At 49.2% G+C, this 12627-nt stretch carries 11 protein-coding genes and 1 tRNA gene; 6 read left to right on the top strand and 6 right to left on the bottom strand.

Annotated elements, in window-relative coordinates:
* Window positions 1-35 precede the first annotated feature (35 nt).
* Complete coding sequence (gene smrB / locus HV213_RS08980; protein ID WP_181485422.1) at window positions 36-587, top strand: endonuclease SmrB; 552 nt, start codon at window positions 36-38, stop codon at window positions 585-587.
* A gap of 20 nt (window positions 588-607) precedes the next feature.
* On the opposite strand, the gene sixA is transcribed toward smrB, so the two are convergent.
* The 4 genes from sixA to HV213_RS08960 form a co-directional block, all read right to left on the bottom strand.
* Entirely contained in the window at window positions 608-1093 is a 486-nt protein-coding gene (gene sixA, locus HV213_RS08975; RefSeq protein WP_110272233.1) for a phosphohistidine phosphatase SixA, read from the bottom strand.
* Between the two features lie 209 nt (window positions 1094-1302).
* Window positions 1303-3447 (bottom strand): fatty acid oxidation complex subunit alpha FadJ, encoded by a 2145-nt coding sequence (gene fadJ, locus HV213_RS08970; protein WP_181485421.1) that lies wholly within the window; start codon window positions 3445-3447, stop codon window positions 1303-1305.
* Window positions 3447-4757: an acetyl-CoA C-acyltransferase FadI gene (fadI, locus tag HV213_RS08965; protein ID WP_181485420.1), complete on the bottom strand. Its 1311-nt coding sequence runs from the start codon at window positions 4755-4757 to the stop codon at window positions 3447-3449. The genes fadJ and fadI overlap by 1 nt, the downstream gene beginning before the upstream one ends.
* Window positions 4758-4916: 159 nt before the next feature.
* Window positions 4917-5201: a YfcZ/YiiS family protein gene (locus HV213_RS08960; protein ID WP_181485419.1), complete on the bottom strand. Its 285-nt coding sequence runs from the start codon at window positions 5199-5201 to the stop codon at window positions 4917-4919.
* 371 nt (window positions 5202-5572) lie between these two features.
* Here HV213_RS08960 and fadL point away from each other — a divergent pair, with 371 nt between their 5' ends.
* Window positions 5573-6913, top strand: a complete 1341-nt coding sequence (fadL, locus tag HV213_RS08955; protein WP_181485418.1) for a long-chain fatty acid transporter FadL — start codon at window positions 5573-5575, stop codon at window positions 6911-6913.
* A gap of 64 nt (window positions 6914-6977) precedes the next feature.
* On the opposite strand, the gene mlaA is transcribed toward fadL, so the two are convergent.
* A complete protein-coding gene (gene mlaA, locus HV213_RS08950; protein ID WP_181485417.1) occupies window positions 6978-7739 on the bottom strand; it encodes a phospholipid-binding lipoprotein MlaA in 762 nt (253 codons plus the stop codon).
* Window positions 7740-7996: 257 nt separating this feature from the next.
* Between mlaA and HV213_RS08945 the strand changes: the two genes are divergently transcribed.
* From HV213_RS08945 to ypdK, 4 genes are all read left to right on the top strand, one after another.
* Window positions 7997-8890: a formate/nitrite transporter family protein gene (locus tag HV213_RS08945; RefSeq protein ID WP_181486369.1), complete on the top strand. Its 894-nt coding sequence runs from the start codon at window positions 7997-7999 to the stop codon at window positions 8888-8890.
* Between the two features lie 74 nt (window positions 8891-8964).
* A tRNA-Arg gene (locus HV213_RS08940) sits at window positions 8965-9036 on the top strand.
* A 461-nt stretch (window positions 9037-9497) separates the two neighbouring features.
* Entirely contained in the window at window positions 9498-10361 is an 864-nt protein-coding gene (locus tag HV213_RS08935) for a hypothetical protein (protein ID WP_181485416.1), read from the top strand.
* An 802-nt stretch (window positions 10362-11163) separates the two neighbouring features.
* Window positions 11164-11235 (top strand): membrane protein YpdK, encoded by a 72-nt coding sequence (gene ypdK, locus HV213_RS08930; protein ID WP_077777854.1) that lies wholly within the window; start codon window positions 11164-11166, stop codon window positions 11233-11235.
* Between the two features lie 45 nt (window positions 11236-11280).
* Here the strand turns inward: ypdK and alaC are convergent, their stop codons facing one another.
* Window positions 11281-12519: an alanine transaminase gene (alaC, locus tag HV213_RS08925; RefSeq protein WP_181485415.1), complete on the bottom strand. Its 1239-nt coding sequence runs from the start codon at window positions 12517-12519 to the stop codon at window positions 11281-11283.
* Window positions 12520-12627 lie beyond the last annotated feature (108 nt).

Raw genomic sequence — 12627 nt, 5'->3', positions numbered from 1 at the left:
GTAAACTAGCAACAAAGAAAAAATGAGACCAGGTAATGAAAAAGAAAACATCGCTAAGTGAGGAGGATCAGGCATTGTTCCGGCAACTGATGACCGGCACGCGTCAGATTAAACAGGACACTATCGTTCACCGCCCGCTACGCAAGAAAATCTCTGAGGTGCCGCCAAAACGGTTACTCCAGGAACAGGTAGACAACAGCCATTTCTTTTCCGATGAATTTCAGCCACTGCTAAATACCGAAGGCTCGGTTAAGTATGTCCGTTCGGACGTCAGCCATTTTGAGCTGAAAAAATTGCGTCGAGGTGATTATTCGCCAGAGCTATTCCTTGATCTGCACGGCTTAACCCAACAGCAGGCTAAACAGGAACTAGGCGCGTTGATTGCCGCCTGTCGTCGCGAGCATGTGTTCTGCGCCTGCGTGATGCACGGGCATGGGAAACACATTCTTAAGCAGCAAACACCACTATGGCTGGCGCAACATCCGCAGATCATGGCATTTCATCAGGCACCAAAAGAGTACGGCGGTGACGCCGCACTGCTGGTACTGATTGAAGTTGAAGAGTGGCAACCACCGGAGCTTCCGTAGTTCGTCAGCCCCGGAGGAGATTAAATCGCTTTCGCCATCTTCAAATTGCAGGGGCTCATTTGCCAGGTGAATTCACCTTTGCCTTCAGCATCAAGCGTGACGCAGGCAATAGCAGATGTGGTGAACATCGGGGGAGTTTCCCCCGGGCACAGCTCTGAGACGAGGTACCCCACTAAAGGCAGATGCGACACGACCAATGCCGTCGCCACACCTTCATTTGCCAGCGCCTGAAGATAAGCGCTGACCAGACCAACATCGCCGCACGGCGTGAGTTCCGGCATCACGTCGACATCTTTCGGCAGATTCATGCACTCCCCAACAATCTCCAGCGTCTGTTCAGCACGCAGGTAGGGACTCACAAGAACCCGCTCAATATCCACTTTTTGACCTTTCAGCCAGGTTGCCATCTGACGAGACTCATCACAACCGCAGACGGTTAGTGGACGAACCGAGTCACTGGCTGCATCGAGGGCAGCGTCGCCGTGACGCATAATAAAAACTTGCATATTGCACCGCTTTTGTTAACCAGAAGCACCGTAGTCTTACCGACGTAAACAATACGCAGGTGACCCGGTGGCCGGGCATTGTGCCTGATCCATTCAACGAATGAAACGCTGTTTTTTACCTCAATGGCGTAAGTATAGTCAACTATTGCTCACAAAACAGCCAATGGTCAGCATCATTCATTGCCGGATTTACCTTCTTTGACCACAACTTAGGTCGTCCGTTCATCAGTGGGCCAAAAGGTCGCCCCCTGCTCAGCCATGTGTAATAAAGTGTCACATGGTGTAAAACGCGGGCCATACTGTGCGGCCAGGCGCTGCAAAATTGCCGCGACTTCCCCCGCACCCAACTTGTCTATATAGCGGAACGGGCCACCAAGAAACGGCGGGAAACCAATACCAAACACGGCACCGATGTCACCATCGCGCGCACTGCGGATAATTTGCTCATCGAAGCAGCGCGCTGCCTCATTAAGCATCATCATCACACACCGTTCCGCCACCTGTTGCGCAGACAATTGCTCCCGCGCAGAAGAAACGCCCAGTAAAGAGTAAATAGCAGTGTCGGGCCGTTTTTTGCTTTTACGCCCTTTCGCCTCATAAAGATAGAAACCCCGATTATTTTTTCTACCTTTGCGATCGTCATTCAGAATCACGTTAATGATGTTTGCAGGCGGGCTAAAACGTTCTCCCCATGCAGCCTCCAGCACCGGGATAATTTTAGTCCCGGTATCGATACCGACTTCATCAAGCAGTTGAATAGGTCCGACCGGAAAACCGAATTTCACCAATGAATTATCGATATGTTCTATCGGTTCTCCTTCCATCAACAGGCGCATCGCTTCATTAATGTAAGGGGCCAGGATACGGTTAACATAAAAGCCCGATTTGTCAGCCACCACGATGGGGGTTTTGCCCTGTCGCTTCGCCAGTTTTACCACCGTCGCGATAGTTTGCTGACTCGTACCAGCATGCGGAATAACCTCCACCAGCGGCATTTTCTCTACCGGACTGAAGAAGTGTAAGCCGATAACCTGCTGCGGCCTGCTCGCCTGAGCCGCGATCTCACCGATCGGTAATGATGAGGTATTAGAGGCAAAGATCGTCTCAGCGCTACAGTGCTGCTCAACCTCGTTGACCATTTTTTGCTTGAGGGTAATGTCTTCAAACACCGCTTCGATAACCACATCACGGTGTGCGAATCCCTGGTAATCCGTAGAACCCGAGATCAACGCCAGCTGACGATCGCGCTCGCTAGCCCGTAGATAGCGGCGGCGAACCTGTTTGTCGAGCAGATCCCAGCTGTACTTCATGGCGTGATTGATCCCGCGCGGTTGGATGTCCTTAATGCGTACCGGCAATCCTCCTTTACAGGCGGTGACGTAAGCAATTCCCCCTCCCATCAGCCCGCCGCCAAGAATACCTACACTGCGCAACGCGCCGGGTTCAGCATCCGCACCGCGATCTTTCTTAAGATCGGTACTGGCGAAGAAAATGGCTCGCAACGCTTGCGATTGCGGCGTCATCGCTAGCTCACCAAAGGCTCGCGCTTCTTCGGCATAACCACTGCTGCAACCCTGCGCCAGCCCGGTTTCAATCACCTGTAGAATACGTTTGGTCGCTGGATAATTACCTTGTGTTTTTTGATGTGTCTTTTTCGCCACGAGGCGAAATAACAGACTACGACCTAATGGTCCGGCGAGGATGCGATCGCGTACCGGAACAGTGCGGCTTACCGGTCGTCCTTTCAACGCCAACTCTACTGCGGTTTGCAACAAAATGGCCTGCGGCACCACTTCATCAACCAGTCCCACTTTCAGAGCCTGACGCGGGCGAAGCTGCTTGCCGGTCAGGATCATATCCAGCGCGCTGCTGACGCCGATTAATCTTGGTAAACGCTGGGTACCACCGGAACCTGGCAGCAGGCCCAATTGAACTTCAGGCAAACCAAGTCGGGTTTTATCATCATCGCTGCACACCCGCCCGTGACAAGCCAGCGCCAGCTCAAGGCCACCGCCCAGACATGCCCCGTGGATAGCAGCAATAACCGGAATCGACAACCCGTGGATCTCCGCCATAATCTGCTGCCCTTGACGGGCCAATGTTTCAGCCTCCAGGGCTGAAACGCAGCGGGCAATCATGTTGATATCGGCCCCGGCAATAAAATTATCTGGCTTTGCCGAAATGAACACCGCACCGCGCAGGTCTTTGTTGTCACGAAGCTGACGGATGATTGCCCGTACTTCGCTGGCAAACTCTGCTTTCAAGGTATTCATTTTTTCGCCGGGAGCATCAATCGTAATCACGGCAATATTGTCAGGGCGAATCTCAAGCGTAAATGCCGACAGGGTTTCCATTATTCGGCCTCCAAAATCATAGCTGCACCTAAACCACCCGCAGCGCAGGCAGTGACCAAACCAAACCCGCCTCCACGACGCCGCAGTTCGTGTAACGTTTGGGTGATCATTCTCGCGCCCGTGGCGGCAAAAGGATGACCATAGGCTATGGATCCGCCGAGCACATTGAACTTGCTCTCATCAACCTCTCCTGTTGCCTGTGAACGCCCAAGCACTTCGCGAGCAAAGCGGTCGCTCGCGAGACACTGCAAATTGGCCAGCGTCTGCGCGGCAAAGGCTTCGTGCATATCAATCAGGGCTAAATCAGCCAGAGTAAGTCCTGCCCTTTCCAGCGCCAGCGGCGTCGACCATGCCGGTCCCAACAGCATATCCTGCTGGACAGCAATGGCGCTGAAAGCGTAGCTGCGTAGATAGCCCAGCGGGACAAGCCCCAGCTCTTTAGCCCGGGATTCTGTCATCATAATCACCGCAGCCGCGCCATCGGTTAACGGCGTACTGTTAGCGGCGGTCACGGTCCCGTGTTTGCGATCAAAGGCCGGGCGTAACTTTTGGTAATCAGCAAGCGTTGAATTTTTACGAATATTATTATCCTGAATCAGCGGTTCACGGAAAGGCGGGGTATATGCCGTCATCACTTCTGCTGATAGTTTTCCCTCTTCCCAAGCCTTCGCAGCAAGCTGGTGCGAGCGAAGCGCTAGCTGATCCTGCTGTTCACGGGTAATACCCCAGGTTTTCGCCATCTGTTCGGCGGTGTCCCCCATCCGCAGGCCGGTGGAATATTCGGCGACCGCTGGCGGCACAGGAAGAAGATCGCGAAAGCGTAGGCGGGAAAAGAGTTTGAGGCGCTGACTCAGGGTACGTGCTTTATTCACATCAACCAGGACGCGGGCGAGTTTTTTGCTAACACCGATGGGCAACACGGACGAGGAGTCAGCCCCACCCGCGATGCCCGCCCGGATAGTTCCTGCCATCAGGCTTTCTGCGACGTTGGCCACAGCCTGAAAACTGGTCGCACAGGCGCGACTGACGCTATATGCATCGGTATGTACGCTCATGCCGGTTCCCAGAACAATTTCCCGAGCGATATTTGGCGCTTCCGGCATCTGCACAACCTGGCCAAATACCAGCTGCTCGATTATTTCCACAGGGATATCGCTGCGGGCCAGCATTTCGCCAACCACCAGCTTACCGAGATCAACGGCAGGAATGCCGTGAAACGCCGTCGCCTGTCGGGCAAACGGAGTACGTAAACCGCTGATGATAGCAATGCGATCGCCCTGGCGGGTGACTAGCGGTAATGCCTGACTCATAACACTCCCCTGTTAACCGGTAAAACAAAGTGGTCTGACCTGATAACAGTTTTAACCAATATTTTACATTAAGCCAATCGGGGAACAGAAAAAGTGGGAGCCAAAACACATTGGATAGAAAAGATAACGCCCCTGCGGAAAGGGGCGTTTGGGGAAAGACTAACGCAAGCCAAGCTGGAAAATCAGGGTTTCAGCTTCACAGCAGAATACGAAGTCGATATCCAGCTGCACACCACCATCAACTTCAGTAAAGGTCGGCGTGATTTTGCACGGTTCGGATTCAACACTACGCGCTCTTTCGCTTAATGCGGCGAGTGTTTGTTCTGCTTCGGCACGGCTTGCGAACACGCGGCTGTATGAGGCGGTGCAATCGGTGTTGTCCATGATGGTACCAACATCCATACAGCAGCAAACCGGGGTTTCATCAGCACTGCATTTACTCATTGTAGATTTCCTCTGTATATGCACCCAAGGTGCCAGATAAATAATCTGTTTATTTTACGCCCGGCGAATAACCTCCTCCAGCCGTTAATGGTGACAAATGAGATAAGTGAGCGAAATCACACTTAAAAATGATCCAAAACAAAAATTGCCCATTTCGAATATGAGGTACAACAGCAAATTTGCCAGCTGGATCGCGTTTTTCGTATCACAATTGAAAAAACTTATAAACAAACTTGCAACATATCATCTGGTCAGACCTATACTCAGCGCACTGGTCTGATTTCTCTGTCGTAAAGCAGACCCTACACTTCGCGCTTCTGTTACGGCATGTAACATTGTTTAAATAAAAATAACTCAATGAGGTTATGGGCATGAGCCAGAAAACCCGCTTTACCCAATCTGCCCTTGCAGTGGCTGTAGCACTTGTTTCAACACAGGCCTGGTCAGCAGGCTTTCAGCTAAATGAATTCTCTTCATCAGGCCTTGGTCGCGCCTATTCCGGTGAAGGTGCTATTGCTGATGACGCGGGAAACGCCAGCCGTAACCCGGCGTTAATTATGATGTTCGATCGTCCGTCAATGTCGGCGGGTGCGGTATTTGTTGATCCTGATGTGAATATTTCGGGCAAGTCGCCATCTGGCAAAAGTCTGGATGCTGACAATATTGCCCCTACAGCTTGGGTGCCAAATTTACATTATGTCGCCCCGATTAACGATAAATTCGGCTGGGGGGCTTCAATTACCTCCAACTACGGGCTAGCAACGGAATACAGTACTGACTACGCCGCCGGGACCATGGGTGGTAAAACAGATCTGACAACCGTCAATCTGAACCTGAGTGGTGCTTATCGCCTGAATGATAACTGGAGTTTTGGTCTTGGCTTTGATGCGGTCTACGCCAAGGCGAAAATTGAGCGTTATGCAGGCGATGCCGGTATGCTCGCTGCGGGTCAGATTATGCAGCAGGTACCTAATTTACCCGCGTCTGCGCGACCTGCTGCTATTGCCAAAGCACAGCAGCTTGCAGCGATCCCAGCGGATCAACAGATTGCTCGCTTGAAGGGTGATGAGTGGGGATTTGGCTGGAACGCAGGTATTCTGTATGAAGTAGACAAAAACAACCGCTACGGCCTGACCTACCGCTCTGAAATCAAAATCGATTTTGACGGTGATTATCGTAGCAACATGAACACGGCGGTTCCGGGCTTTCCTTACCCAACAGGCGGCTCGACAATTCCTGGCTCTCTGACACTGAACCTGCCAGAAATGTGGGAATTGTCCGGTTATAACCGTGTCGCACCTAAATGGGCCGTTCACTATAGCATCGCTTATACCAGTTGGAGTCAGTTTCAGGAGCTGAAAGCCACCGGCTCTGACGGACAAACGCTGTTCTACAAGGATGAGAGCTTTAAGGATTCCTATCGTCTTGCCCTGGGTACCACCTACTACTATGACGATAACTGGACATTCCGTACCGGTATCGCCTTTGATGATAGCCCGGTACCTGCGACAACCCGTTCAATTTCCATTCCGGATCAGGATCGTCTGTGGCTGAGCGCGGGAACCACCTATGCCTTTAATAAAGATGCATCAGTTGACGTGGGCGTTTCCTATATGCACGGTCAGCATGTAGAAATCAAAGAAGGTCCTTACACCTTCCGCTCTGAAGGCAAAGCGTGGCTGTACGGCGCGAACTTCAACTACCGCTTCTGATAATCTGAAGGGATAAAAAAGGGTGAACATCATGTTCACCCTTTTTTTTATTTCCAGAAATAGATTACTGCGAATCGATATCCTTAAGATCGCCCTCAATCGCCTGCGCGTTCGGGTTCTCATTCGGAGTGAGTTTACCGCCGTTGGCGATAAAGTCATGACGCTGAAAATAGGCTTCACGCATTAAGATGTACGGATCGGAAGACTGACGGAGCAGACCGTCTGAATCCAGCAGCTGTGCACGAGTCTCAACCCCTTCAACCATCCATTTACCGATAGACATCGGCCATGTCAGCCAGGAGAGGACCGGATAGAGTCCGTCCGCCATATCACCACCTTCGTCACGAATCGTAAAGCTGCCATAGAAAGGCAATTGCACATACGGGCCATAGCCAACGCCATAGTGACCAAGGGTGCTGCCGAAGCGACTCGCTTCAACGCGCTGCAGTTTCGGATTCGCCATTCCAGCCACATCAATCAGGCCACCCATCCCAAGAAGGGTGTTCAGGAAGAAACGGGTAAAGTGCACCATTCCTTTGTAGGGATCGCCCTTCAGGAAGGAGTTGACCATTACCGCCGGTTCTTCAAGGTTGCTGGTAAAGTTACTCAACCCATTGCGCGCAGGCTGCGGCACATAATCACGCCACGCCACTGCTACAGGGCGAAGAACATAAGGATCAACGACATTGAAGTTGAAGTTGAACATCGTGCGGTTAAAGCCTTCAAGCGGATCTGAACGCCCCTGCGGTTGATCGCCAGAACTAGAACTGGCGCATCCCACCAGCAATGTGGCGCCAAGCGCAAGCGCCGACAGGCGAAAATTCATAGGTGTCTCCCTGTTAATTTTAGCTATCGCTGGGGGTTATCCGGGGACAGCTGCCTCCATTAAGATATCGCCCATAAGCATGTGCCTGCTTTCAGCATAGCCTTCTTTGGCATAATTGTTGCTCCACGATTCTATACACATTTTGCAATGTCCGTATTGCTAATCTTGTCATTGTGAAGAATTTAGGAGGTTATCCAGATACGGATAGTTCAAACATCTCTACGCTTATAATTAAGGTCAATAGCAGGGGAAAACTGATGAATCCGCAAACTCACCATGACAGTGAAGAGATCGAAGTAGAAAGTGATGAAAAACAACAAGGTGAGAAAATTGAGGTTGATGAAGAGAGATTACCTTCACAAGCGATGGCGACCCATGAAGAGATTCGTCAGGAAGGGGAGAAAGAACTAGAGCGCGATGCCATGGCGCTGCTGTGGTCAGCCATTGCCGCTGGCCTTTCGATGGGAGCTTCGCTGGTAGCAAAAGGCATCTTTCATGTGCATCTTGATGAAATTCCCGGTGGTTTTTTGCTGGAAAACCTGGGCTACACTTTTGGTTTTGTTATTGTCATCCTCGCGCGCCAACAGCTATTTACCGAAAACACCGTTACCGCTGTATTGCCCATAATGCATAAGCCCACGCTGAGCAATATTGGCCTTTTGTTGCGCCTTTGGGGCGTAGTGCTGATAGGTAATTTAATTGGCACCGCGATTGCGGCATGGGCGTTTGATATCATGCCGGTTTTTGATAAACCCACGCTTGAGGCCTTCCAGAGCATCAGTTTAAAAGTAATGAGCAACACACCCACGGAGATGTTCGCTAATGCGATTATTTCCGGCTGGCTGGTCGCTACAATGGTGTGGATGTTTCCTGCTGCAGGCTCTGCAAAGATTGTGGTCATTATCCTGATGACCTGGCTCATTGCACTCGCGGATACGACTCACATTGTAGTCGGCAGCGTCGAAATATTCTATCTGGTGTTCAACGGGACGCTACCGTGGCAAGAATTCATCTGGCCCTTTGCTTTACCGACTCTTGCCGGCAACATTTGCGGCGGGACCTTTATTTTTGCCTTACTTAGCCATGCGCAGATCCGTAACGACATGGCCCACGAGAAAAAATCCCGAGCTAAAGCAAAAAAAGGGCATTAAGTGGCGACAGTTTGAGCAGTCAGACCATACCTGCTTAACCTGCAAGGAAAAAAACGCTATAATCCCGGCGCCTCGTCCCCTTAGTTAAATGGATATAACGAGCCCCTCCTAAGGGCTAGTTGCAGGTTCGATTCCTGCAGGGGACACTTTCCAGCACCTCCTCCCTTTCGTTTCAATATATTCACTCGTATCGCCCGATTTACCATTGAACGGTTGCTCGTGCTTATCAAGCAAAGTTAACATTTTACCCGCCCCTATTACTCCATCTTCACGCCTGACAATGCACCATACTGAAATCCTTTCTACCAATGATGACTGGATTGAATACACAGAACAGATGATTAAAACCAAATAAATTCACACAACAAATAATAATTTAAACTTATCATATCAGCGAAGTTTTTTATCATAGACATATTTAACCGCTATAAAATAGCTGGTAGAATGCGCGTCATAAATAACATTCATGTTAGACTCAATGGGAAACAAGATTAACGTTAGCCTTTAATGAATTCGCTAATATGAAGTTAACATCACAAAAGATGAGAAAGGTTCATCAAAACACATTTAAGTTAATTCAACATTATTCTCACAAAACAATACCATCATGAATAAAAAAGAACGAAACATATGGAAGTTAAACAACCTTCCGCCGCTGGAATACTGTTCAATTTCGCGTGCACAAAAATTATTAAACTGTGAACTAGAAGATTTGCTTCACTGGCATGATATTGGAGCCATCAATCTTTGTCTTAAGTTAGGTAAAACACATGGGACATTAAAAAGTGCAATTAGGCATGACATGGGCGGTAATAAGCCCTATTTTTATAATGCCTCAAATATTGATGAAGTGAGCAGAAGCGAAAGATCCTGGTCGCAGCATTCAAAAATAAACACTATCCTGACGCTCAATGAAAGTGAGCCCAATCTGGAGACCCAATACGGCTCTCCTGTGACACAGTTCAAACTCAAAGTTTCCGTGTCAGGCCTGTGGTACAGCCATTCCAGAAATTTAATGGAGATACTGGAGAATCCAGAGAATACCCTTTCAGAACAAAGAATAAGCATTATCTCTCCAGCAAGGAATGTCGTCTTTTGCCACTTTACTCCTGATGAGGATGAGAAGCCGACAATCTCGTTGAATAAGCTGTATATCACCAATCAGGCCATTGAAAAAATTTACGAGCATACAATCAGCAGCCGCCCCCTGGAATTCTCAGAAAAACCATTAAATATTTTTGAGGATAAGATAATTCACGATAATTCATTTATCCCACAGAACAAGCTTTTACTTGAATTCATCAATTATATCATTCGTTCCAACCCAGCATTCAGTACTAACATTCTGAATGCCACGGAGAACGTCAAAAGTAAAACATTCAGTATGATAATGGAGAAACTCAGTGCCGAGGGGATGATTTCAAACTACATAGATACGGACAGCCCAACTTCAGGTACTCTTTTTAAATGACAACAAAATCATTTTATCTGTATATTAAAATCAAAATCAGCATCGCAAAATCTTCTCGATGAAGCGATGCTTAAGATAACCATAAAATAAATCACGCACCCAAACCTCACTTCATAACTGAACTCTAAAAATATTATTAAAATCAGTTATAACTGACTTCACATCAACCTGGACGACACTCATCAGTGTGATTATGAAATCATCTTTTAATGGACATTAGCATTCGATAATTTGATTTTTTCTTTATAAAACCTGGCTGCTATATAAAGCGCTGTCGTTACCATGTTGCAAACATCCAACATGGTGACGAGTGCACACCTTCTTATGAGCTTTGCAACATTCAACATGACTACTCAAGCAGGTCACCAGAAGTTTCACCAGCTCACCGTTCTTTCACTTTTTGCCATAGGGCAGCAGGCACTTTATCACCTTAAGCAATCCTTTAAAAAAATACCGTTTATCTAAAACGTGGTGCGAGTCCCCAAAGTTACCTGGAACTGAAAGAATCTCAAAATCAAGCAGCAACGCTGGTACGGAATTGGTCATTAGCTGCCGTCGCCAGAATAGAATTTAATACCAAGTGAAATTAATGTGTCGCCGAATAACGACACTCGTAAGTAACTAAAAATTAATAAAAAAATGGCTCTTGTCTCTCTCTTTTTTTAGGCGTACATTAGCGCCATCTGGAGCAGTTAGAGCACAGAATTGACAACTAACGCCAGCAGCTGTTGGCGATAGTTAAAGCAGGCCATGAAAATTAAATTCATTTAGGCGTCTCGCAGAGCGCGCGGAGTGATGAGTCGTGAAATACTTTTTAATGGGCATTTCTTTTATGGTCATCGTTTGGGCCGGTACTTTCGCCCTGATGATCTAGCCATAACGGTGTTAAAAAAGCGGGAGCCAACTGGCTCCCGCTTTTTTACTCATGGTTTTCGCTCGTTAGCTTCGTCGAGGCAGGGAGTAAGCCGTCTGCACGGAACATCGATTTGATGCCGCGTATGGCCTGGCGAATGCGATCGCGGTTTTCAATTAAAGCAAACCGTACATGCGTATCACCATAATCACCAAAGCCAATACCCGGCGAAACGCAGACTTTGGCATCCTGTAGCATTTTTTTGGCGAACTCCAGCGAGCCCATCGCCGCGTACTGCTCCGGGATTTTAGCCCACACATACATCGACGCCTTCGGACACTCCACCATCCAACCCGCCTCATGCAACCCTTTCACCAGCACATCGCGACGGCGCTTATACTGCTCGGCAATATCACGCACACATTGCTGATCGCCCTCCAGTGCAGCAATAGCCGCCACCTGCAGAGGGGTGAACGTCCCGTAATCGTGATAGCTTTTAATACGCGCCAACGCATTAACCAGCGTTTTATTACCCACCATAAAACCAATGCGCCAGCCTGCCATATTGTAGCTCTTGGACAGCGTAAAGAATTCGACGGCAACATCGCGCGCACCGGGAACTTGCATGATAGATGGCGCTTTCCAGCCATCGTAAACAATGTCGGCGTAGGCCAAATCGTGCACGACCAAAACATCATAGCGCTTCGCCAGCGCGACCACTTTCTCAAAAAACTCCAACTCGACGCACTGTGCAGTCGGATTAGACGGAAAGCCAAGGACCATCATTTTCGGCTTCGGATAGCTTTCCCGAATGGCACGCTCAAGCTCGTTGAAGAAATCCACACCTTCCACCAGCGGCACTGAACGTACTTGGGCTCCGGCAATCACCGCGCCATAAATGTGAATTGGGTAGCTGGGATTCGGTACCAGTACGGTATCGCCATGATCAAGTGTCGCCAGCATCAAATGTGCCAGCCCCTCTTTCGACCCAATAGTGACAATCGCTTCCGATTCAGGATCGATATCAACGTTATAACGCTCCTGATACCAACGTGAAATAGCACGGCGAAGACGAGGAATCCCACGAGAAGTGGAATAACCATGCGTATCAGGGCGCTGGGCAACGGTGCATAATTTCTCAACGATATGCGGCGGGGTCGCACCATCGGGGTTACCCATGCTGAAATCAATAATGTCTTCACCACGGCGGCGCGCAGCCATCTTCAGTTCAGCAGTGATATTAAAAACATACGGAGGGAGACGATCGATACGCGTGAAACGGCGTTCAGGACTGAATTCAGCCATAGATTCCTCAGATTAACGTTAGCGCCCGGACCGTCCGAGCGACGCTGCCGCAGTTGCGGCACGCTTAGAAAATAACCCGAAAAAATTCATGTTGTCGAGAGGGAAGAT

It is taken from the genome of Klebsiella sp. RHBSTW-00484 (assembly GCF_013705725.1).
In the GTDB taxonomy this organism is placed as follows: domain Bacteria; phylum Pseudomonadota; class Gammaproteobacteria; order Enterobacterales; family Enterobacteriaceae; genus Klebsiella.
Note: the sequence above shows the minus strand (reverse complement) of the source record. Positions and strands in the feature narration are given on the sequence as shown.